This window comes from Shewanella sp. SM87, from assembly GCF_025653705.1.
Taxonomy (GTDB): domain Bacteria; phylum Pseudomonadota; class Gammaproteobacteria; order Enterobacterales; family Shewanellaceae; genus Shewanella; species Shewanella oncorhynchi.
Genome location: NZ_JAKKSC010000032.1, coordinates 19,296 through 42,756 on the forward strand (window position 1 = coordinate 19,296; position 23,461 = coordinate 42,756).

Annotated in this window: 22 protein-coding genes; 8 read left to right on the top strand and 14 right to left on the bottom strand. The window is 45.9% G+C overall.

Features of this window, described 5'->3' with window-relative positions:
* Window positions 1-73 precede the first annotated feature (73 nt).
* Window positions 74-1,465 (top strand): hypothetical protein, encoded by a 1,392-nt coding sequence (locus tag L5M11_RS19745; protein ID WP_263193039.1) that lies wholly within the window; start codon window positions 74-76, stop codon window positions 1,463-1,465.
* A gap of 73 nt (window positions 1,466-1,538) precedes the next feature.
* Here L5M11_RS19745 and L5M11_RS19750 read toward each other — a convergent pair whose 3' ends face one another.
* Complete coding sequence (locus L5M11_RS19750; protein ID WP_173248130.1) at window positions 1,539-2,450, bottom strand: bile acid:sodium symporter family protein; 912 nt, start codon at window positions 2,448-2,450, stop codon at window positions 1,539-1,541.
* Between the two features lie 380 nt (window positions 2,451-2,830).
* On the opposite strand from L5M11_RS19750, the gene L5M11_RS19755 reads away from it, so the two are divergent.
* The 3 genes from L5M11_RS19755 (at window position 2,831) to L5M11_RS19765 (ending at window position 5,523) form a co-directional block, all read left to right on the top strand.
* Entirely contained in the window at window positions 2,831-4,168 is a 1,338-nt protein-coding gene (locus L5M11_RS19755) for a coproporphyrinogen III oxidase family protein (RefSeq protein WP_105250563.1), read from the top strand.
* Between the two features lie 132 nt (window positions 4,169-4,300).
* On the top strand, window positions 4,301-4,534 hold the full coding sequence (locus tag L5M11_RS19760; protein WP_011787794.1) for a hypothetical protein: 234 nt from the start codon (window positions 4,301-4,303) through the stop codon (window positions 4,532-4,534).
* A 47-nt stretch (window positions 4,535-4,581) separates the two neighbouring features.
* Window positions 4,582-5,523, top strand: a complete 942-nt coding sequence (locus L5M11_RS19765) for a DUF4424 domain-containing protein (RefSeq protein WP_219255538.1) — start codon at window positions 4,582-4,584, stop codon at window positions 5,521-5,523.
* 53 nt (window positions 5,524-5,576) lie between these two features.
* Here the strand turns inward: L5M11_RS19765 and L5M11_RS19770 are convergent, their stop codons facing one another.
* Complete coding sequence (locus L5M11_RS19770) at window positions 5,577-7,577, bottom strand: ligand-gated channel protein (RefSeq protein WP_263193040.1); 2,001 nt, start codon at window positions 7,575-7,577, stop codon at window positions 5,577-5,579.
* Between the two features lie 125 nt (window positions 7,578-7,702).
* On the opposite strand from L5M11_RS19770, the gene L5M11_RS19775 reads away from it, so the two are divergent.
* The gene (locus L5M11_RS19775; RefSeq protein WP_263193042.1) at window positions 7,703-8,662 is read left to right on the top strand and encodes a LysR family transcriptional regulator; all 960 of its coding nucleotides are present in this window, start codon (window positions 7,703-7,705) and stop codon (window positions 8,660-8,662) included.
* Between the two features lie 14 nt (window positions 8,663-8,676).
* Here the strand turns inward: L5M11_RS19775 and L5M11_RS19780 are convergent, their stop codons facing one another.
* The 3 genes from L5M11_RS19780 to L5M11_RS19790 all read right to left on the bottom strand — a co-directional run bounded on the left by L5M11_RS19780 (window position 8,677) and on the right by L5M11_RS19790 (window position 11,580).
* Complete coding sequence (locus tag L5M11_RS19780; protein WP_105250566.1) at window positions 8,677-9,456, bottom strand: hypothetical protein; 780 nt, start codon at window positions 9,454-9,456, stop codon at window positions 8,677-8,679.
* A gap of 299 nt (window positions 9,457-9,755) precedes the next feature.
* The gene (locus L5M11_RS19785; protein ID WP_263168491.1) at window positions 9,756-10,694 is read right to left on the bottom strand and encodes a LysR family transcriptional regulator; all 939 of its coding nucleotides are present in this window, start codon (window positions 10,692-10,694) and stop codon (window positions 9,756-9,758) included.
* A 28-nt stretch (window positions 10,695-10,722) separates the two neighbouring features.
* Window positions 10,723-11,580 (bottom strand): DMT family transporter, encoded by an 858-nt coding sequence (locus tag L5M11_RS19790; RefSeq protein WP_131525530.1) that lies wholly within the window; start codon window positions 11,578-11,580, stop codon window positions 10,723-10,725.
* 193 nt (window positions 11,581-11,773) lie between these two features.
* Between L5M11_RS19790 and trmL the strand changes: the two genes are divergently transcribed.
* Complete coding sequence (gene trmL, locus L5M11_RS19795) at window positions 11,774-12,238, top strand: tRNA (uridine(34)/cytosine(34)/5-carboxymethylaminomethyluridine(34)-2'-O)-methyltransferase TrmL (protein WP_259566074.1); 465 nt, start codon at window positions 11,774-11,776, stop codon at window positions 12,236-12,238.
* 29 nt (window positions 12,239-12,267) lie between these two features.
* Here trmL and L5M11_RS19800 read toward each other — a convergent pair whose 3' ends face one another.
* Window positions 12,268-12,819, bottom strand: a complete 552-nt coding sequence (locus L5M11_RS19800; protein WP_263143259.1) for a hypothetical protein — start codon at window positions 12,817-12,819, stop codon at window positions 12,268-12,270.
* Between the two features lie 212 nt (window positions 12,820-13,031).
* Between L5M11_RS19800 and L5M11_RS19805 the strand changes: the two genes are divergently transcribed.
* The gene (locus tag L5M11_RS19805) at window positions 13,032-15,059 is read left to right on the top strand and encodes an alpha/beta hydrolase family protein (RefSeq protein WP_263143261.1); all 2,028 of its coding nucleotides are present in this window, start codon (window positions 13,032-13,034) and stop codon (window positions 15,057-15,059) included.
* Between the two features lie 88 nt (window positions 15,060-15,147).
* Here the strand turns inward: L5M11_RS19805 and L5M11_RS19810 are convergent, their stop codons facing one another.
* From L5M11_RS19810 to L5M11_RS19835, 6 genes are all read right to left on the bottom strand, one after another.
* Window positions 15,148-16,611 carry a M16 family metallopeptidase gene (locus L5M11_RS19810; RefSeq protein WP_263193043.1) on the bottom strand — a complete coding sequence of 488 codons (1,464 nt, stop codon included), beginning with the start codon at window positions 16,609-16,611 and terminating at the stop codon, window positions 15,148-15,150.
* A complete protein-coding gene (locus L5M11_RS19815; RefSeq protein WP_198572369.1) occupies window positions 16,608-17,939 on the bottom strand; it encodes a M16 family metallopeptidase in 1,332 nt (443 codons plus the stop codon). The genes L5M11_RS19810 and L5M11_RS19815 overlap by 4 nt, the downstream gene beginning before the upstream one ends.
* A gap of 137 nt (window positions 17,940-18,076) precedes the next feature.
* A complete protein-coding gene (locus tag L5M11_RS19820; protein WP_263193045.1) occupies window positions 18,077-19,474 on the bottom strand; it encodes an amidohydrolase in 1,398 nt (465 codons plus the stop codon).
* Window positions 19,475-19,732: 258 nt separating this feature from the next.
* Window positions 19,733-20,149 carry a hypothetical protein gene (locus L5M11_RS19825; RefSeq protein ID WP_263182622.1) on the bottom strand — a complete coding sequence of 139 codons (417 nt, stop codon included), beginning with the start codon at window positions 20,147-20,149 and terminating at the stop codon, window positions 19,733-19,735.
* A 311-nt stretch (window positions 20,150-20,460) separates the two neighbouring features.
* Window positions 20,461-20,907: a DUF6985 domain-containing protein gene (locus L5M11_RS19830; protein WP_263182624.1), complete on the bottom strand. Its 447-nt coding sequence runs from the start codon at window positions 20,905-20,907 to the stop codon at window positions 20,461-20,463.
* Window positions 20,908-20,918: 11 nt separating this feature from the next.
* On the bottom strand, window positions 20,919-21,470 hold the full coding sequence (locus L5M11_RS19835; protein WP_263193046.1) for an SMI1/KNR4 family protein: 552 nt from the start codon (window positions 21,468-21,470) through the stop codon (window positions 20,919-20,921).
* A 261-nt stretch (window positions 21,471-21,731) separates the two neighbouring features.
* Between L5M11_RS19835 and L5M11_RS19840 the strand changes: the two genes are divergently transcribed.
* A complete protein-coding gene (locus L5M11_RS19840) occupies window positions 21,732-21,875 on the top strand; it encodes a hypothetical protein (RefSeq protein WP_211085969.1) in 144 nt (47 codons plus the stop codon).
* A gap of 196 nt (window positions 21,876-22,071) precedes the next feature.
* Here L5M11_RS19840 and L5M11_RS19845 read toward each other — a convergent pair whose 3' ends face one another.
* Together L5M11_RS19845 and L5M11_RS19850 are read right to left on the bottom strand one after the other, a co-directional pair.
* Complete coding sequence (locus tag L5M11_RS19845) at window positions 22,072-22,734, bottom strand: class I SAM-dependent methyltransferase (RefSeq protein ID WP_263182627.1); 663 nt, start codon at window positions 22,732-22,734, stop codon at window positions 22,072-22,074.
* 105 nt (window positions 22,735-22,839) lie between these two features.
* Window positions 22,840-23,211, bottom strand: a complete 372-nt coding sequence (locus tag L5M11_RS19850) for a hypothetical protein (protein WP_168827272.1) — start codon at window positions 23,209-23,211, stop codon at window positions 22,840-22,842.
* Window positions 23,212-23,461 lie beyond the last annotated feature (250 nt).

A 23,461-nucleotide genomic window follows, 5' to 3' on the forward strand; every position in this document is an offset into this window, starting at 1 on the left:
ATAACAAGCCTCTACGTTAAACAACTTCACTAGCACTACCGCTTACAAGTACCCGCTTAACGACAAGGATGTTATGAAGATATTCACTATTGCTACTCTCCTATTACTGTTGACCGTAAGCTTTGCAGCAACTGCAGAAAAGTCCGCGCTGGAACAGGTATTTGAGCAACAACAATACGACGCTTTCTTGCAACAAGCACAGCAGCAAGCAGCAGAGAACAATGCTGAGGCGTTATTCTTACTGGGTAAAGCCTACCATCTCGGCCGTGGCGTCACGCAAGACAATGCCACCGCCAGCCAATACTATGAACAAGCCAGAGCCTTAGGTTCGGCCCGTGCCAGCCATAATCTAGGCAGCATGGCGCTGGATAATGATCGAAAAACGCAGGCAATCCCCTTGTTAGAAGAAGCGCTGGCGCGGGGTCTTAAACTACCGACCTTATATAACCTAGGACGGGTACACAGTCCGGCAGATCCCAGCTCAAGGTTCTATCTAGCGAAAGCAATCACTGCGGCGCAGCAAGCGGGGAGTTACTTTGGACAAGCCTTTGAACTTCAACCCGATAACCTCTATCTGGATAATGCCTCACGCGAGTATCTGCGCGCTTACTTAATAGCGATGCAAAGTGTCGGCAGCGAAAGAGAAAGTCTCGACCTCCCGCAGTTACGCCAGCAAGCCATAAAGTGGCTGGAATTGGGTATGGCAGCAGATGACGGTACGACGTGGACAAACTACGGCGCCCTGCTGTTGAATGAAAATGACTACAGCGGTGCGAAAGCCGCATTTTTACAAGGTGCTAAACGTCAAGTTGCCATCGCTAATTATCATTTAGGCAGCATGGAAGAGCGCGGTTTGGGCGCAGAAGCCGATAAAGTGCAAGCACTGGCATACTACGAGAAAGCGGCGTTAGCCGGCATGGAACAAGCGAAGGCTCCCGCTTATGAACTGCTTAAGGCACAACTGGAATATGAGGACGATCTCACTAAATTGGAACAAGGCATTGCCCGCTTTAATGCACTAAAACAGCAAGCTCAGTATGCTCCCATCTCACTGGACTCAGTTATAAATCGGCTGGCGTGGGGCACGTTTCTGGCACAGCAGCGGCAACAGACTCTTTCGCTACCCACAGCGGCCAAAACCCAATTAAGCTTGCAGGCCTGTGGTTTAGGCTACAACCAATTGCATGGCAGCACATACAATATTGGAGAAAACTCGCACTGGCGTATGGCGGCGTATCTGACCTTAGCCGACAAAATCGCTTTACCACTTGAAGGCAGAGTCGATGAGCATGGCTGCGCCAGTTTAACGATTGCCATGACAGATCAGCTGTATCACTTGTTACAACAAGGTGCCGTATTCGGATTGCGCTTTCCCAACTACACACTACCACTGGCATTAAGCCGGCAAGAAAATATCTTGCAGCTGACACTTATGCCCGTCGAGACCCCATTACCGGTTAATTAGTCACAGCAATTTAAGCCTGTGGCCGCGCTTGCTCAGGTTACAGGCATAGTCTATTTTCGACAGCAACATCTTATTAATCTTGCGATTCCCTCGCCCAATATCCGGCCAACATGGCGCCTGATAGGTTATGCCATATCGAGAAGATGGCACTGGGGATAGCGGAAATGGGGCTAAAAAATTTAATACATAAAGCAGTGGCGAGACCGGAGTTTTGTAGGCCAACTTCGATAGAGATAGTTTTACAAACTGTGTGGTTAAAGCCTAATAAACGGCAACAGAAATAGCCTAAGGCGAGACCAAGACCATTATGTAAGAACACGGCCAGCAGAATAATGGGGCCAACTTTATCAAACTGATTGGCATTTAACGCCACGATAATCGTAATCGCCATCACAATTGCCAAGATAGAAATCAGTGGCAATGCAGGAGCGACTTTAGCCACCAGCGATTTAAAAAAATGATTGATAATCACGCCAACGCTGACAGGGATTAGCACAATTTTCACTAAACTCAGCAGCATATCGGCGAAGGGTATATCGATCATTTCCCCAATCAACAGCTTAATAATCAGTGGTGTTAACACCACGCCCGCTAAGGTTGATAGGGCCGTCATGGTTATCGATAAAGCCACGTCGCCTTTCGCTAAATAACAGACCACGTTTGAGGCGGTGCCGCCTGCAACACTGCCTACTAGCACCATGCCTATGGTGAGTTCCCTATCTAATCCTAATAACAGGCTGATCAATAATGCGCTGAGCGGCATGACCGAAAATTGCAGCACGAGTCCTGCGAGTACCGCACGTTTCTGTTTGAAGGCATTAGCAAAATCCTGAAGATCTAAGGTGAGCCCCATAGATAGCATGATGATCACCAACAGCGGCACTATGGCGGATTTAAGCTCAGTAAACCAACTCGGTATCAGATAAGCTGTCATTGCGCCTATCAGTGCCAACAGCGGGAAGAAGCGGTTTACGTTTGCCAACATAGTGGGCCCTTTACATCAAGAGGTTATTTTTATCGCTCGGATGATGACAGCCGTCCCTTGGATAGACAAGCGCTAATCCGCCAGCAACAAAATGCCTAGAATGGTGATTTTCAATCTCAGTATTTAGACTGACACGGCAAGCTAACCCCGCAAATCTACAATAAACTCCGCTAAAAAATGTATGATAAAAATGCATTCTCAATCGCTAAAACATGATCTGCTTAACAAAAAGCCCGTGATTTCCTTGTTAGGAAACCGTAACTTATAACCAGTTCACGTTTTAACAATTACATACGAGGTAGTCTTATTGCGCTAGGTGGTCGTGAATTACCTAAAGCAATTTCGGTGTTTACGGTTAGCACTCTCAGATAGGAATCGTTATGTCATCAGTTATTCAAACGCTCAGCGGCGCTATCGCAACGCCTTATCAAGCGAATATTACCGTCCCTAACTGGATGCTCGGCTCGATGGAACGGGTCATGCAGTACTATGTCGATAAGAATCTTCGCCTCGATACGCTTTCCGCAGAAATGATGCCTGCACCGGTTGAAGGCAAAAAATATATGCTATACGCACATATTCCCTTCTGCCATACCCTGTGCTCTTACTGTACCTTCCACCGTTTTATGTTTAAGGAAGACAAGGCGCGTGCCTACTTCATCTCATTACGTAAAGAGATGGAAATGGTCAAGGCCCTCGGCTATGACTTTGAATCTATGTACATTGGTGGTGGTACCACCACGGTATTAGAAGACGAATTAGCCCGCACCATAGAACACGCTAAAACCCTATTTCCTAGCATTAAAGAAGTCTCCTGCGAGTCCGATCCGCAGCATTTAGACAGCCCAGGCTTTAAACAGCTCAAAGGCTTAGTGGATCGCATGTCTATCGGCGTACAAAGCTTTAATGACGATATTTTAAAAATGACCGACCGACTCGATAAATTCGGCACGGGTCAGCAAACCTTCGACAAGATCATGGGTGCCAAAGAGTTGTTCCCTATTATCAACGTCGACCTGATTTTTGGTTTCCGCGGCCAAACCGATGAAGTGATCCAGCACGATTTAGATATGGCATCGCGCTTAGACCCAAGACAAATTACCACCTATCCGCTGATGATCACTCATCAAACCCGTAAAAGTGTTAAAGGCAAATTAGCGGCGCCGCAAGCGGATATGGCAAACCAATATCGCCAAATATTAAACAGTCTTAATGGTCAATATAATCAATTGTCTGCATGGGCATTTGGTAAAACCGATGATGAAGGATTTGACGAATACGTTATTGATTACGACGAATACTTAGGGGTAGGTTCGGGCTCATTTAGTTTCTTAAATGACACGCTTTATGTGAACACTTTCTCACTACGTAAGTACCAAGAACGCATCGCAGCGGGTCAAATGGGTGTCGAGCAACAAAAGAACTACAGCAAAAAAGACGTGATGCAATATCGCTTTTTGCTGGGCATGTTCTCCGGCCGTTTATCGCGTAAATATTTCCGCGAAACCTTTGGCGTCAATTTAGATACCGCCTTATTTAAAGAAATGACCTCGATGAAACTGATTGGCGCCATCAAAAACGACCCAACAGATCCAGACAATCTGATCGTCACCGATAACGGCAAGATGATGGGTCTATTGATGATGAAAGAGTTTTACTCAGGCATGGACAACGTGCGCGCTCAATTGCGTAAGCCACTCAAACCCTGCGATATGTAACACTTATTGATGATTGTTGATTCATAAAGACTAAACAGGCCCTTCGAGGGCCTTTTTGTTAACTCGGTTTAAAGGTAATCTTGCCCAGTACTATTAATTGAGCACAATCCCAACAATAAAGGAGTATTCGTTATGGGTTTTAATGAACAAGAAAAACAAGCCTTATTAGCACTCAAAGGCGTTGGCCCGACGGTAATTAAACGCTTCGAAGAAATTGGCATCAGCTCGCTGCAACAACTCGCCCAACACGAAGTGGATGATATTGCTAACTTAGTCGCCAGCATGCTGCGCACCACTTGCTGGAAAAATAGCCCACAAGCGCGAAATGCGATAAGTGCGGCCATCGACCTCGCCCGCGCGCAATAATCGTTCCCCATTGATACTTAAAGCATCCAACTAGAGTTAAGAAGTACATGTCAGCACACTTAGCCATACCCCTTTTTGCTATAGTTTTACTCGTCTACGGAGAAACTGCCTCTGCCAACGATAGCAGTTTTGGCGATGCTAATGGCTCTATTACCTTGAAATATCAGCCTAATATCAGTATGGATAAAGAGTCCCTCTTCATCAGCGAGACCGAAGTCAGGGTCGATTATGTGTTTACCAACACCAGTTCGCAGGATCTTATCGTCCCCATCGCCTTCCCCATGCCACCGATGTTTTTTGGCTCCGCCGATCACAGCAGTATTGATAACTTCACCCTTAAAGTGAATGGCAAAACCCAGCCAACTCAACACAGGCTTGTTGCCCAACTTGCCGATAAAACCGATATTTCAACCGAGCTGAAACAGCTTGGCTGGGGGGTAGATGAAGTCGCTTACTTTGCCGAATATGCCGAAGTCCCCGAGGGCAAACCCGCACTCCCCAAGCAATGGTTGGATGAGGACCAACAAATCGCCTTTACCCTAAGTGATTACTTTGTGTGGGAACAAACCTTTCCCGCGGGCCAATCTGTCGCTATCAGCCATAGCTACACGCCAAGCCTCTCAACGGGCATCCCCGATACTGCCAGTAGTATTATTGATACTTACACTGAACTGGCCTGTTTAGATGAAAGCGCCAAGCAAGGGATTAAGAAACGCAATCTCATCGTCAAACAAGACGGTGAAGATCAGGAGATTGGCGTCGAATGGAGCCATCTTAGCTATATTTTGGTCACAGCTAATAACTGGCAAGGGTCGATTAAGGACTTCAAACTCACCCTAAAAAAATCCCAGCCCACAGATCTCATTAGCTTGTGTTTTGATGGCGAGCTTAAAAAAACCGATCCACTCACCTTTGAATTCCAACAAAAACAGTTCACGCCAAAGCAAGATCTCAGCGTCCTGTTTATTCGTAAACCGAATTTTGAATAATCAAAAAAGAAGCCAGCTAAGTGCTGGCTTCTTTATAACTCGCTATTTTTAATTTAAAAACTATAAGTCATACCTAACCAGTAACGGCGGCCATCTTCGATATAACCGTATTCCTCTTGGGTAATTTCCTTATCGAAGGCGTTATAAATGCCCGCACTAAATTTCAAGCTATCGTTCAACTGGTAGTTAGCCCCCAAATCCAGCAGAGTATAAGAAGGGGCGATTAAACTGCTCGATGAAGGTCCTGTCGTCGGTTGGCTCTCTTCACCACGGTAGTTCACCCTCAACCAAGTGCTTAAATTATCAATAGGCTCGTAGTTGAAAGACGCTTGGATCAAATGCTTAGGCAATTGATTCAATGGGCTACCTTTATAAACACCTGTCTTTTGCTCCGAATCCGTATAGGTATAGTTACCCGTCAAACTCAAGTTTGAGCGAATGCGATAATCGATACTCAGTTCAATCCCTTGGGTCACAGCTTCGTCGACGTTCACATAAGTCGTTGGATTAGAACCAAATTGATTTGGACCATCAGTACATTGAGTCGCAGGACAGGCAACGCGGGTGATCTTGTCATTAAACTCGTTATAGAACACTCCCGCGCTGGCGGTAATGCTCTCGGTCAGATCAGAATACAAACCTAACTCGTAGTTAACTGAAGTTTCAGGTTGTAAATCTGGATTACCGTACATGTTGCCACCGCGGCTAACTTGTCCCCAGTCGGGCACTGTCTGGCGTAAACTCGGCGCCCTAAACCCTGTTGATACACCGCCCTTTAAGGTGGTGCTGTCGGTTAATCCCCACACGCCATAAACGCGCGGACTGACATGATTACCAAAGTTCTCATCATCATCCAAACGCAGCCCCATGGTCAGAGCAAAGTTATCGACAATGCGCCATTCATCCTCTGAAAACACCGACCATTGTTTGCGACTAATATCAGTTAAGTCACTCACTTGGTTACCTGTTTCGTCGGTGAGATCTTGATGGTTGAATGCTGCGCCAAAGGTCGCTGTATGACTTTGGCCTAACGTAGTGATAAGGCTAGATTGCGCATCCGTGTTAGTGATTTTCATCTTACGGGTTTTATTATCAAACACTTCATGCTTGATATAACTATCCGAAGTACCAAAGTCCCAACGACCTGTATGTGAAAGGGAGAAGGTGCTGTTTTCATATTCTGTCGTTGAAGATTCAGGGCAACCGCGACGGCCACAGGCTTCGCCCGGTGCTAACGGTGTGACGGTTTTACCTAAACTGCTGTCGAGTTCTTGGTTAGAAGTACCAACTTCAAACATGATATCGTGATTTTCATTGGGTGTGAGCGCAAATCTCGCGGTCAAGTTAGTCGCATCGCGACCTCGGTAACCACCATAGATTTGATCTTCTTCACGCTGGGTATATTGACCATAAAGTTGCATCCCTAGCAGATCTTTGATCAAACCACCGTTGACGAAAAAGTTGCCTTGATACACATTTCCCGAGTCAGATTTTTCCTGCAAAGTGCTGTCGAGTCGCACCTCACCCTGCCACTCGTTTGGCACTTTGCGAGTGATAATGTTAATTACCCCACCGATGGCATCCGAACCATAAAGTGACGACATAGGCCCACGAACGATCTCAATTCTATCGATAGCAGCCAATGGTGGCGTCCAAGCGCCTTCAACGCCTGGGCCGTCACTGTTGGTCCGTGTCTCGCGCGAGGATTGGCGTTTACCATCCACTAAAATTAACGTGTATTGGCTACCCATGCCCCGCAGACTGATATCCTGACGGTCTGCACCGCCCGTAATCACTACGCCGGGCACTTCTAACATGGCATCGGTTAAGTCGCGGTAGAAGCGGTTATCCAGATCCTCACGGGTGATCACACTGATAGAAGCTGGCGCATCGCGAATTTGCTGTTCAAATCCCGATGCAGTCACCACGATTCTTTCCATCATCTTTTCTTTATCTGACGCGGTATCCGCAAGGGCATTTGTTACTGGTACTGTGGGCAACAAACATAAAGCGGTGATCACTTGAGCGAGGTACTTCTTACGACTTAACAACATAACCGACAAGTCTCCATTAGAGCAAAGATTGTAAATGAGAACAATTTTCAATACGGCAATGTATCTCTATGTTACAATCAGCTCAAGTTAGACTTTAGGTATTCACTTGTAAGAGTTACTTAAAAATGAATAAAAACATGATCAAAGGGATGATCGTTTTTGCGACAATCGCAGAAAAGGGCTCAATGAGTGCCGCAGCGCAGCAATTAAATCTCAGCTCGTCGGCGGTAAGTCAGCAAGTGACCAAGCTCGAAATGGACATGGGGATCAGCCTGTTCCACCGCAATACCCGCAACCTCACACTCACCGAAGCGGGCAGTTTGTTCTACGAGAATTGCCGCAAGGTCATAGCGATAGTCGAAAGCACAGAGCAGAAACTTAATAACTTGAAAGGTATTCCATCAGGGGAATTAAAGATTGCCGCGCCTATAGGATTTGGCGGCGGCCTGTTAAGCGAACCTTTTAATTACCTGTTGGCAGCACATCCACAGATAAGTTTGAATTTACTACTGCAAGATGGCCCGATAGATATAGTCAACGACGGTATCGATCTGGCGATTTGCATCGGCCCCTTATCGGATTCCAACCTAATTGCCCGCCATTTAGCCGATTGGCGTATGTTACTTTGCGCCTCACCCCATTATCTGCCAATGCATAAAAACCTTAGCCACCCAAAGGAATTAACTGAATTAAATCGGATCTATCACACTTATGCTAAAGGCGATATCTTAACCCACGCCTTCAGCCAAGAGTGTTTTGAACTGACAAGCCAGCGAATTAGCGTCAACAATATGCAGGCGTTAATTCAACTCACACTCGATGGTCTAGGATTTGCCGCCCTGCCCGAACCTGAAGTACACAAATACCTCGAAAGCGGCCAACTTGTCACCCTATTACCCGAATGGTCACTCAATACCTACAGTGTTTATAGCGTAACGTCGGCGCGGGATAAGCAGCCCGCAAAAGTAAAAGAAGCGCTCAATGCACTTAGCCAATACTTTAGTCAGGCAGATTTTACAGATAATTATCATAATCGTGCCCCAGCACTCAGCAATATACTATTCGATATGAATTTAAATTTATAAAAACTAATTTACAATTATTTATTAAGCATGTTAGCTAGAGCTTGTAAATTAATAGGTGTCACTTTTATAATACCTTTCCCTGGAGCGTCTATTTCAGCAATCATCAAGAATGATAATGAAATCATTGCAGGTAAGATAAATAACAAACCTAACTTCCCTTTAACTTTCCTTGCATTATAACCAATCAATATATTGCAATTAATTGCAATAACCACCAATAAAATCCAAGCTGCTAATGGAATTTGATGACGCCATCCAGCAAAGGTTTTCTGTTGAGCGAGTACAATTTCGTTAATACTGGCAATCACTAATGAGGTCACAGGAGTTTGTTTCTGGGTAGTTTCATGCACCGCTGTTTCCCATAATACTTTCTGCAAATCCAACACTTTCATCCTAATAAAGTCAATACCTTCAGGCGATTGTGCATCATAAATATTAATTCGTTGCTGTAAATATTCTCGTAGTGTGGCCTTCATTAAATCACGGCTCGATTCAGTCAATAAATCTGCTCGCATAAAACCAGTACGAATAACAAAAGCCTCATACTCTTCCGCTGCCTGCCGACTATTGAAGCCACTTATTGACATCGATAACGTAAAACCAATAATTAAACCAAGAAGAGATAAAGTAGCTCCTAGTATTACTCTAAAATCTTCATCGCCCTCATTATTACTAACGCCCTTCCTACCGATAACTTTTTTCCCAATCCAAGCGGACAGAAATAGCACTATAAATGAACCTAAAAACAATCCAATTGAATATAAAGTTAAACCAAAAAATTGAATATCAAGCAAAGTTTCAACCTATTTAATCATAATAAAACTTAAACCTATGTAATAAAAAAGAGAACCATCTCTTCTAAATAAATTATAGGCCTTCGAAAATTACCTTCGAGAAGTTTAGCCCCGAGGTCCCTAGCTATAAATTTGACCAACTCGCAAAGGTGGTGCTCTGGCATTATATTTACTTATCTATTATTTACAGTAGTCAAAATCCAATTAAGATATTTCCTACAAAAAAACAAGATGCCACTGGGACGATGAACTTAAATCAACCATTAAAAACAGGGAGGGAAACGATACAAGCTATTAATTTATAATGATAAATTATTATCTCGCACTTGGCTAATAATCAACTCTCGCAGCCATTTATGGCTTAAATCATGCTCAAAGTGTTTGTGCCACATCAATAAATACGCGCCGGGGATCAATTTAATGGGTGATGGTAAAGACTGAAGCTCAAAAGACTTCATCACAGCCAAGGCATAGCGCGAAGGCGCGCAGAGGATCAAATCGCTCTGTTCACACAGGGTAAGCGCGCTCTGAAAGTCGGTCATATTCACGGCAATATCCCGTTTACGGCCCTCGAGTTGCAACACATCATCCAGCAACCAATGCTCTAAACCGCCAAAGGCCACTTGCAGATGGCGATAACTCAAGAAGGTATCTAAATTCCATTCTTGTGTTAACGCCGGATGATCACGACGCATCAAACACACGGGATAATCCTGCACTAACTCAACATGGCATAAGTCATCGGGAATATTATTCACATGCATGGGCGAGCGCTCATCCCACTCGCGGCAACCTATGGCTAAGTCGATGTCGCAGCGCAGTAATCTGTCCATGGTATCGAGTCGCCACGTTTGGCAATTGAGACTCACACCGGGCGCTTGAGTGAGCAACATGGGCATAAAATGGGGAAAGGTCAGCGAATAGGTGGTTTCGACCAAATGCATTCTAAACTGTCGTTGGCTCAAGGCGGGTTCGAAGGTATCCGGCCGAGTAAATTGCGCCAATTGCTGTAAGCATTGGCGCAACTCAGGCGCGAGTGACAAAGCCTTGGGCGTCGGTTTTAGGCCGTAGGCGGTACGCTCAAATAAAGGATCATCAAACACTTCCCTCAGACGTGTGAGCTGTTTACTCACCGCCGACTGGCTCAAATGCAACCGCGCAGCAGCGGCGGTCACGCTTTGCTCCTCAAGTAGAATTTCGAGTACGGGCAGTAAATTCAGATCCAAACGTTTTAGCATCTATGCCTCATTCACCCCAAAATAATGACTAGGGTTGCACTTTTTTAAATGGATTTAACCTTAAATTCTGCGGCAATTTCATCAATAACAGTGACAATAAAATCACCGCTATTCCCATCCATTGGCGCATATCTAAAGTTTCCCCCACAATCATGACCCCTAATGATACGGCAACCACAGGGTTGACTAAAGCGACCATACCCATGATTTCTGGCCCTAAGTTTCTCATAGACCACAGCCAAGCCCAATAGGCAACGGCGGTGTTGGCAATCACTAACCATATCAGTGAAGGTACAAGCGTCATACTCGGTAGCTGCGGTGGCCCTGCCATAAACCAAGCCAGTGGGATCAGCATCAAACCGCCCAATAATAGCTGCCACGCGGTCAGCACTAAAAAGTCGCCCACATCCCACTTTTGCATCCAGCGAGAAGAAAAGGCAATTAACGTAGTGGCGCTCAACATGCACAACACGCCGATAGGATCGAGATCCGCCGAAGGGTTAAGCAGTAAAATGACCCCACCTAATCCCATCAAACCTAATAATAACCACTTCATTCCTGGGCGTTTTTTATCAATGAGCCAAGCCAGTATTAAGAAGATGAGCGGCAGAGTGGCCCCTAAGGTTCCCGCCACTGCGCCCGGCAAACGGTAAGCGCCGATAAATAGCAAGGCGAAGAAGGCACCAATATTACAAAAAGCGAGCAAACCAAGCTTTGACCAAACCAAAGTTGGCAAACGAGGACGCAGCATCAGCATTAATATCCCCGCAGGCAAGGCACGCCACACGGCTACCCAGTAGGGCGACATGTCATGTAAGTAGAGACTCACTAACGCATAGGTAGTCCCCCAAAATACAGGAGCGAGTAACGCAATAATAAAGGGCATAATGACTTCTTAGAAAGTATCTTGACGCTGAGATATATTACTTTGAGATAATAAAACAGGCAAGCCTTGAGATAACAATTCCACCAATTACAACCTCTATTGCATGAACTTAGCCAAATCCACTCACAACAGACACTGCGCTTGGGCGCCGTTTGCCGTATAATCGGCCGTCATTTTCTACAGGCGGGCCAGTATGTTCCATATCGCACTCTATGAGCCAGAAATCGCACCTAACACAGGTAATATCATTCGCCTTTGCGCAAACAATGGCTGCCAGCTGCATTTGATTGAGCCATTAGGTTTTGATCTAGAAGAGAAAAAGCTACGCCGCGCGGGTTTGGACTATGCCGACTTAACCAATGTGACTCGCCATAAAGACTTCGATACTTTCCTCGAAGCTATGGCTGGCAAGCGCATTATGGCCTGCACCACTAAGGGGAGTCGCCCGCATACTGAGCTGAGTTTTGCCAAAGACGATGTGCTGCTATTTGGCCCAGAAACCCGAGGTTTACCGATGGCGATTATCGAATCCATCCCCACTGAGCAGAGACTACGCATCCCCATGGCGGCCACCAGCCGTAGCTTGAATCTGTCTAATGCGGTGGCAATTATCAGCTATGAAGCGTGGCGCCAACTGGATTTTGCTGGCGCACTTTAAGCGCTATCGAAGGTAAATCGGATTGGCGACTAAGGAGATGGCGCGACTGGCGTCATCTCTATCCCGCGAAAAAGCTGATAGCGATCAACATCATCATCTAAATATTGAATATTCTGCGTCCATTGCCATGCGTTAGCTTGAGCACCCGCCCCCTTTACCTCAAACAGTAATTGAATTAACGCAGACCGGGCAGTCACCACGCCCTCACCCAGCAAAGAATAATCGCCATTTTGACGATATAAGCTAAAGACTTGCTGCTTCTCTTGGGACACGCCATCGTAATAGGTCAACAACACTTGCTCGCCCTGCTCCCTAAACCACCAGGTTTCACTATAGGGCGCACGCGTGCCAACACTCACAGACAATAACAGCTGCCGCATATCATGGGAGCAAAATCCGGTGACTGTGACTTTTCGTGGCACTTCCCCCACTTTGGCGGCATCGCCCACCCATTGACCGGTAAACTGAGGGCAAAACTCACTAAAACTTACCTTAGCCGCGTGCGCAGCCAGAGGAATAACAGTACTCAGTGCAATTGTCACTCCCCATAATAGTCTTAATCGGTTGATTTTATTCTGCATCTACCTAGTCCTCAGCCGAAATATCACCCTAGATTAGCCTGTAATTCTGTCATCAACAAATCACAATTAGCCGACAACCATTCACAGATGCTTACACAAAGCGTCCCGCTATGGGTTATCACTCAGTTTGCTTTCATGCTCGGTTTCTATACTCTCGAATCTGCACTACAAATAAAATCATTATAACTATATGTATGATAAGGAGACTCACAGTGAAGAAGACAGGAATCTTATTGCTCTGTCTGTTGATGCCATTCGGCTCAGCATTTGCGGAGCAGGGTAAACCGCTCTCGGTGGAATTACTCTGGCAACTTAAGCGTATTGGTACCCCAGTCGTATCGCCCTCTGGTGAGCATATTATTGCGCCAGTCACAGAATATGATCTGAAGGAAGATAAAGGTTCGACCCAGTTATGGCGTTTTGATGGCGAAGGTAAAAATAATCGCGCTATTACAGTCAAAGGGTTAAAGGTGAGCGAGCCCGTGTTTTCGCCCGACGGCAAAACCTTGGCCTTTGTGAGTGAGCGAAATGAAGACGACGCAGGCCAAATCTACCTATTGCCTATGGACGGTCCGGGTGAAGCGCAGCGCTTAACCGACATACCTACTGGCGTAAATGGTATTAAATGGGTTGGCAAGCATTTGTATTTCATCAGCAATGTATTCCCAAATCAAACATGGGACGAGATGAAAACCCAACTAAAAGCCGACGAGGACAATAAGGTCTCCGCTCGCCAGTGGAATGCTTTGCCCTACGCTCAGTTCGATCATTGGTTAGATGAACGTCGCCAAGCCCATGTATTTAAGATCCCCGCTTCGGGCGGCGAAGTCGAATCCGTGACGCAAGCGCTCGGCCATGAGTTACCACGCTCGAGCCAAAGCAGTTCAAGTTACGATATTTCGCCTAATGAACGCTTAATTGCCTTCAGTACTTATGGATCAGACAACCGTGTCGACCCTAAACTGGATATTTTCCTTGCGACGATTGGCAGTGGTAAAGCAGAGAATATCACCCCAGAAAATCAAGCCGCAGATGCTGATCCCAGCTTTAGTCCCAATGGCAAAACGCTGGCTTTTACCCGTCAGAAAATCCCCGGTTTCTATGCCGATACCATAAGGCTGATGTTACTGGATATTGATAGCCGCAAACTTAATACGCTAACACCAGACTGGGATCGCTCGGTCAGCCAATTTAATTGGACCCCCGACAGTAAAGGCTTTTATGCCACCATCGAAGATGCCGCCACTAACCGCATTTATCATATCGATGCCAAAAACGGTAAAGTCAAAGCCATTACAGAGGCAACTGACTTTGGCCAACCCGCCATAGGCAAAGACGGTGAACTGATTGCCACCAACGAGAGCTTTTTGCACCCAGCGCGCTTGGTCAGCATTAATCCCCGCAATGGTAAGACGGTACGCCTAGAGAATTTTAATGACGATATTCTCAAAGATGTTGATTTAGGCACTTACGAATCAGTGACCTACAAGGGATATCAAGATCAAGATATTCAAATGTGGGTTCACTATCCCCCCGGATTTGATCGCAGTAAAAAATATCCCCTCTTTATGCTGGTTCACGGCGGGCCACATAACGCCATTACCGACGGTTTCCATTACCGTTGGAACGCACAAACCTTCGCCTCTTGGGGATATGTCACTGCTTGGCCAAACTTCCATGGTTCTAGCGGCTTCGGACAAGCGTTTGCCGATGCGATTAACCCAGATTGGAAGAATAAATCCCTCGAAGATGTGCTCAAGGCGGCCGACTGGTTTAAACAGCAAAGCTGGATAGACAGCGACCGCATGGTGGCGGGTGGCGCAAGTTACGGCGGTTATCTGACCTCAATTATTTTAGGTCAACCACATCCCTTTAAAGCCTTGTTGATCCACGCTGCGGTTTACGACATGTATTCACAAATGGCGTCGGATTTTGCCGTGCACAGCACCCGATTTGGCAACTACTGGGATAATCCTGAGCTGTATAAAGCTATTTCTCCGCATTACTTTGCGGCTAACTTTAACACTCCGACCTTAGTCAGCCACGGTCAGCTCGACTACCGGGTACCTGTGGGACAAGGATTTGAACTGTTCCGCACCCTGCAAACTCGCAATGTGGAATCACGGATGATTTACTTCCCCGATGAAAATCATTGGGTTATGAAACCCAATAACTCTATCTATTGGTATAACCAAGTGAAAGATTGGATGACCCATTATGCTAAGCCAGGTGGACAATAAACGCAGCACCTAGAACCTAGAACAGAAAAGCAAAAGGTCTGCACTATGCAGACCTTTTCTTTATCGAATCAAGCCTCGCAATGATGGCTTATTGGCCAAATCCCGTGGCTTTAATATCGACGGTTTGCACTTTGCCGTACTTAGCAGCAATCGGTGCAATCTTAGCCGCATTGCCAATCAGCACAAATTGCAGATCTTTTTGCGGGAAGTAAGTTTTCACTAACCTTTGGGTTTCTTCTAAGGTCAAACCATCCACCTTAGCTTGGAACTCATTGATAAACTTATCATCGAAACCGTACAAATACATGCCAGATAAGAGCCCTGCCAGCTGACCTGAGGTTTCAAACTGAGGCGGGAACTGACCCTTAACATAGGCTTTAGCCGAATCTAAAGTCGCTTGATCTACACCTTTCTCCCATAAACGTGCATAGGTTTTTAAGGCTAGATCCATCGCTTCTTGAGTGGTTTCCGTCTTAGTGAAAGTGCTGATTGTGAATACGCCCGAATCGGTATAAGGGCTAAAACCTGAGCGCGCGCCATAGGTTAGCCCCGCGTTCACCCGCAGCTCGTCGTTAAGCCAAGAGGTGAAACGACCACCTAAAATAGTGTTCACTACCGTTAAACCTACATAGTCTGGATTGTCACGACTAATACCTAAGCCCCCAATCACAAAAGTAGTTTCGATTGCATCGGGTTTATCCACCAGCAAGACTTTGGCCTCACTCAACTGAGGCAAACCTTGGTTTAAATCAGGCTGCACCAGCTTTTCGCTGCCCTGCCACTGACCAAAGGCTTGCGCCAGCTTGGCTTTCATCGTCGCCACATCAAAGTCACCCACAACAGTTATCGCGGTATTGGAAGGTTGATAGTAACTCTTATGGAAGGCGCGCAGCTGCGACACAGTCACTTGTTCAAGCGAATCACTGTTACCCGAAGCCGCATTACCATAAGGATGTGCACCAAATACGAGCTTATCGAAGTAACGACCAATCACCGCCCGCGGGCTCTCTTTATCCTGCTGCAGCCCAGCAATCGCGCGCTGTTTGAGTTTATCGAACTCGGCGGCATCAAAATCAGGCGTTAACATCGCCGCGCTAAATAAGCCCAGCATCAAGTCAATGTCCTTCGCCATAAAGTCAGCACTCAGATAACTGCCTTCCTTATCCGCTTCGGCCACTAAGCTTGCACCGAGAAAATCCACTTGCTGCTCGATATCAGCCTTAGATTTCCCCGCCGCACCTAACAGCAAGCCTTCTGCTGTCATTTGTGCCACGCCTGCGGTGGTGTCATTCACTGCACCAGCGCGTACCACGGCATTTAAGGTAATTAACGGCACTTCGCGCTGCGGCATTAAGTACACAGTTAAGCCGTTATCTAACACAAACTTATCGTAACTTGGCATCGCAAAGCTGCCAGTATCGACCCGTTTTGGTGCCGATGTCGTAGCACAACCCGCTAAGGCTAAACTTGTGCCTAGGGCTAATGCGGCCATTAACTTAGACGATTTCCCAAGTGATGCCATCTTAAGTGATTTCACTGCTGTCGATTTCATAGGGAAGACTCCTCAGTTGCCGCCAGCACAGCCACAGTGCGATTCGATTTACGTAAGTAGGTTTGGGCAACTCGTTGAATATCCGCAGGCGTCACCTTGTTATAGGCTTCAGGTGCATTAAATAACTTGTCGTAACTGCCAAAATACATCTCATAGGTGCCTATGGTATTAGCCTTACCATTAATGGTTTCCATCGAGCGATAAAAATCCATCAACTTAATATTTTTAACTTTATCCAGTTCTTGCTGGGTAACACCCGTTGTCGCAATCGCATCGATTTGTTCAATCAACGCATGCTCCAGCGTCGAGGCTTTCACCTCAGGTGTAGCAACACCCATCACATAGAAGAGGTTAGGATCGACCGACATCGGCATGTAGGTTTGCGCTTCTAAGGCCACTTGTTTATCAACCAATGATTGATATAAACGCGAGCTATTACCTTGGCTTAGAATCGAGCTTAATAAATCCAGCGCATAAAAATCCGCATGGGTTGCCGCCGGAATATGGTACGCCAACATTACGTTAGGTGTGCTGACCGATGCCTTTTGTACAAAGGTGCGACGCTCACCCTTTTGCTCAGGTTCGACAGTGCGAATCGCTTTAGGCGGAGTCTGTGCCGGAATAGGCGCAAAGTACTTGTCTGCCAAGGCTTTTACTTGGGCAAGCTTTACATCACCGGCAATCACGACCACGGCATTGTTCGGCGCGTAATAGGTTTTATGGTACTGGACTAAATCTTCCAGCGACCAAGCGGCGATATCCGACTCATGGCCGATCACCGACCAAGAATAAGGGTGGGCTAAAAATGCCACGCCTTTGATTTCGCCTTCGAGAGCATTCCAGTTAGAGTTTTCTAAGCCAGTGGAACGCTCCGACTGCACTACACCACGTTCGCTATCGACCATGGCTTGGTTGATATCTAAGTTAGCGATGCGGTCAGCTTCGAGATCGAACATAGTTTCGAGCGCATTGGCGGGGAACCAATCGGTATAAACCGTCATGTCTTCAGTGGTATACGCATTGTTCGCGCCACCTGCGGCTTCCATAGTACGGTCGAACATTTTTGGGCCGTACTTTTTCGAACCGTTGAACATCATGTGTTCGAAAAAGTGCGAAATACCGGTAATGCCGGGCACTTCGTTACGTGAACCGACCTTCCAAAATAAATACATGTTGGCATTGGGAATTGAGGCATCTTCTAGCACCATGATTTTCATGCCGTTATCTAGCGTGAAACTCTTAATGTCTTCTGCCGTGGTGGCCTGTGCTTGGCTTAGGGGGTTCAAAAGTCCCATGGCCAACACCAGAGCCGATAGCGTGCGCTTCATCTTGTTCGCTCCTTGCTGTAAATATCCACATATAGAGGTAAATTGTTTAACAAATCAAGCGCAGGAAGCGTATCCCGCGCCGATTTTTTGTAAGCTCAAGTTATACCGCAGTGCTTACGGAATAATACGTTAGCCACTTATTGGGCTTTGAGCGCCGTTAACGCCACTTTGGTCATGGCCTCAACGCCCACTTTTAGCGCGCTTTCATCCACATAAAATGCCGGGGAATGATTGCTAGCCGCCGTTTCAGGGTCAGTTCCCTTTGGCGTAACCCCAAGGAAGAAAAACATCCCCGGTGTTTCTAAGGCATAGTAAGCAAAGTCTTCGGCACCTGTGATTAACCCAGGTTCAATCAGCATCTTATCGCCCACCACACTCGCAAGCACAGGCCGCATACTGGCGACTAATTCGGGATTGTTGACCACCACAGGATAACCTTGATGGATCTCAGTAGTGGCAGTCGCCCCTAAGGTTTTCGCCGACAGCTGTGCCATTTCCGCTAGACGCAGTTTAATATCGGCGCGCATAGGTTGGTCGAAGGTGCGAATTGTACCAATCAGCTCGACTTCATCAGGAATAATATTAGAGCGAATACCGCCATTGACCGCGCCAAAACTCACCACTGCCGGCGCTTTAGTGATATCCACCTGACGGCTGACGATCGTTTGCACGTTAGTGATAATTTGTGCCGCAGCGACAATAGGATCGACCCCATTCCAAGGACGCGAACCATGGGTTTGGCTGCCTTTCACTTTGATAGTAAAAGAGTCTTCACTCGCCATTGCTGGACCACTGCGCAGGCCAATCATGCCACTCGGCATGCTCGAGGTCACATGCATACCAAACACTTGGGCAGGTTTACGCTTAGCAAACAGCCCTTCCTTTAGCATCAATTCTGCGCCGCCTTCTTCCCCGTCTGGCGCGCCTTCTTCGGCAGGTTGGAAGATAAACATCACATCACCCGCGAGGCTGTCTTTCACTTTCACGAGGTTTTCAGCCACGCCCATCAACATTGCCACATGGGTATCGTGCCCACAGGCATGCATCACCCCCACTTTTTGATCACGATAGGTATCGGTCGCTTTAGAGGCAAAGGGCAAATCAACCACCTCAGTCACAGGCAAGGCATCCATATCCGCCCGAATCGCAATCAAGGGACCGGGCTTGCCGCCTTTCAGCTTCCCGCCTTTCAAAATGGCCACCACGCCCGTATGCGCCACACCCGTTTGTACTTCTAATCCTAAGGATTTCAGATGTTTTTCAATAATCTTGCTGGTGCGAAACTCACGGTTAGACAACTCAGGATGTTGATGCAAATCACGACGCCAGTCGATCACCTTTTGCTCCACACCCGCCGCCAACTTAGCCGCATCCGGCATAGCACTGGTCGCCGCTTGTACCGAATTAAAACCCGTGCCCATAAAACTCAAGGCTAAGGCCGACGCGAGTAAGGTCTTGGAAAAACGGGATTTATTTACTAGGGGCTTAAATTCAAATGATGTTGATGCAGCAAGTGATACAGAGGGTAAAGTCATAGCGATAGCCTATTGTTGTTTTTATAAGCTACCTAAACTACACGGACAAGGAGGAATTGTTAATAGATTTAGTGATAAAGGTAAAAGAGACTGTGCTTCATTAGAGGCTGTCTTTAACCGTCATTCCCGCAATGTTTGTGGGCTGGAATCCAGCTTTTAGATAAATCAACCTGAAAAAAGATAGGGATGGCGGATCTCAGTTAAAGAAACTCAAGGCAACGGAAAAGCTGTCCTAATGCTTGGCATCGTTAGCTTTAGTCACAAAACAACAAATTCACGATTTTCTTTAAAACCACATGGCCATCGGCCTTGGCTATACAACTCAGCCACCTCACTCCATACGCCCTTTTGTCTGAGAGCGGCCTCTCTCGCTGCCATTTTGAAGGCAAAGAGTGCGCCGCCTCTAAAGCTCTCAGTAAAATCATGAGGACCATACACAAGCAAAGGATGTGACCGGCCAATTTTTCTCAGAGATCTGAGCGCCGATTTATACACAAGCATCTCTGCGTCTTTTGTTTCCTCACATTTTTTCGGACCATTCAAAGGATCCTCTTGATCTCTGCTTGTAGGCAGCCACTCCCATCCATATGTAGAACCCAATATGCCTTCAATCGGACTTGCAGCCGAGAGCCAGTCAATAAATTCAACTTGTTTGGCTAGATATTCAGGTGTCATAGGAAGTTAACTCCGTGTTAAAGGAGTTTCAAACTGAAGCAGCAGTTTGAACTTCCAGTGAGTAAAGCGAAGGATTTTAAACGCTTTGTTACGTTTTGGCTCCTTAGCTTGGTTTACCAGCCAAAGTCTAGCCACCCATTTTAAATCAACAACATAATGCACTTTCGGTTTCTCTACCACCTGTACTGGCTAAAATTACTTGAACAAGAGCCATCATATGTGGATGTCTGGCTAAAATGCTTAGCTAAAATTGCCTTTCTGAGTAACACAGTATTGCGCGGGAATAATAGTTGTAAAATTTAGTCAGCAACTCACAGAAAATTAAGCTCTTCATCTTGAAGGGATAAAGCACTATCAATGGAGGCTAATAACACACCATAGGTGTAACCGCAGTTGCCCACAAAAATCACTTGATTACCATTGAGTACCATCACTTCTACCCCATGATCGGTTTCCCAGTTGCAGGCGTAATGATAACGAATTGCCCGAGTCTCCATTGTGCTGGTGTCATCCAATATAATGTACAACGGCTGGGTATTTGCGGCTATTTCATTGATGGTATTTAAAGAAACCTCCAAATCACCGCAATAATTTTCAAAATATTTATGCATTTTGAGCATAGCATTTAGAATTTGATGCTTCGTTTCTGGTGTCATCAGAGAAACGTCTTCGAGCATTTTTATGCGTAACTTATCGTTGCCCTGAAGCTCACCTTCAATAATCAGTTCACTAGGTTTGTTGAATAATGGATCGTACATTTTTGTTATCCTTAATCCTCAATTAAGTCATCTGGATATAGCGCGATTTGCGCCAAGGATTGCTCAAAAAATTGGCTTAGGTCTGGGCTAATAAAGTCCATCATATCGGGGTCATGGGTGTATGCGATCACTTGTCCCATTTTACCTAATGCTGAGGGCGAATGATCTGCAATCAAGAGTAATGTGCCACCCCCAAATTGGGCAAAGGGCAGCCAACCTTCTTGATACCATCCCGATTGGATTTTGGGATCCCGCACTTCTGGCTCTTGGTAATTAGCGTAGTGCTGGGCCCGTTTTTTCATTTGGTCACGATATGTAAGAGATGAGGCTAATGACAAAAAATCATATCGGCAAAAGTAATCTTTCCGGGCAAAGGCTGTGCTCCACTCATTGCCGCCATTGGCATATCCCCAAAGCTCCCTTAACGGAGAAACAAATTTAAAACCTAATTGTTTTTCGGCTTCATCTAAGACTGAGTTTGATAAGCCACGATCCAGCTCTAATGTTTGATTCATGTTGGTGTAAATAGCACTCAATGCTTGTAGATACGTCTTAACATCCATTGTATTTATTCCTTCATCTTGACACTTGGCCGCAGTGTTAATCCGTTTGCTTTATACCGCTAACATATACACTTGGCGAACTTATTTAATCGAATTAACCACATAAATTCTATTTTCATATTACTGCGACAGATTTTGTCGCAGCCTTCTATTACTAGAATGCTATTCCAGCCATACCTTATTAACTAGATATACAGCCTAATTTTCAGCGTCAAGTGACCCTTACTCAGTTTGAACTCTCGCTCGCCCCGTAAAATATCGGTGAATGAATTAATCGAGCGTCTTGAAAACCACACGCAGAATACGAGTAAACGTTCGGTGCAACATCCACTACTCGATGATATAGACCAAGCACTAGCGGCAATTGTGAGTGTCGTCGCGAGGAACACCATAGAACTCAGTTAATACAATCAGATAGGCGCGCTAAACAAACAACGCCCCCCACGATGCCCTAGTGATTATCGGGCTAACGACTAACCCTAATCTTGAGTCAGAGCTTGAGGTATTAGTAATAGCCACTGGCATTGCAACAAAAAACATAGAAAATCAGGTATCTATAGCGTCACAAATTGATGATAAGTACATTTAAGCGACAACAGCATTAACTCGACTGATGAATTCCTTTATGCCTCTCTTTATGCAAGAAGACTACGTCCTTATCGATAATTTCGAGTCGCCAGCCATAGTGATGCGCGAGCCACTCAAAAGTCGCTTCGGCGTAAAAATTGATGTGGGTGGGATCGTTTTTATAGTGCCAGCGGGCAAATGCGGTTTTATCCTGCACACGCTTGGTCATAACCGCCAAAATGCCGTTGGGTTTTAATAACCTATCGAGCTGAGTAAGCAAACCTGCGGCACCACTCACGTGTTCTATGACTTCGGTTAAGGTAATAAAGTCGTATTGGCGGGCTAACGTTTCGGGATTATTAGCGTAATAAAGGTCGTAATTATCTATCTGATAACCGCGCGCCTTTGCCATTAGACTCAATGCCTTACCTTCTCCGCAGCCAAAATCGAGCCCTTGGGCCGAAGTGCTAACACGGCTAAGTAGTGGCTCGAGTGTGCGATTTAAAAATGTTTGATAGCCGAGATCATCGGCATGGTTCTCGTGCTTATCGTACTCGGCTTTTTCTGCCTCGGCCGAAAGATAAAACTCAGAAGGCACGCTCACCAGTTGGCAGGTTTGGCATTGCAGGTAGTTACGCTTCCTATCTTGATGATAAGCGAGTAATTCAACGCCATGGCATAAGGGGCAGATATTCAACAACAATTCCTAGGGATAGTAAGGTGCATAGTAATGAGAATAGTCGTAATGCCCACAAATAATGCTAGCACTGACCAGCTGAAATCGACTATGTCGATGGCCTGATTAAGGTTTAGGGATTTTACGCTCTTTTGCGGCGGCTTCTTTTGCTTCCCGTAAATATTTTTGCTCGCGACTTTCTCTTTCGTCGAACTGTTTTTGTGCCTTAAGTTTTTGCTGCGCTTCCCAATCGTTGGTTTGGGATTGTTGCTTAATGTTATCTTCCCGCTCTGTCGTCTCTTTAGTGGCTTGACGGGCCTTTTCTAATTGAGCCTGTTCTAATCGCTGTGAGTCGATGCGTGCCTTATCGGCTTTTTGCTCTAGGGTCAATCTAGGCTTTGGCGCCTCGGCGGCATTCGCTAACGCGAGATGAAAACTAAAGATGAGGACTAGCGATATTAATATTTTAGAGATTAGCACTTTAAATAAATACGCCATTTCCAGTCTCCTTTATTCGATAATTGAATGAATCAATGATAAAAGCCAATTCACGCAAGATGTGCAAAACATAGCATAAAATCTGCCTAAGCTTGAAATATGCAGCAGGTGTTCTTAAAAAATATGCTTGAATACAAGTCTTAAACTACACTTTTTAAGTTTCTATTTGAGTGAAACAACAATTAGGTTTATTTTTAACCCCATTGGAATGATGTACTATTGGGCAACTTCGTGTTCAACGAAGACCTAA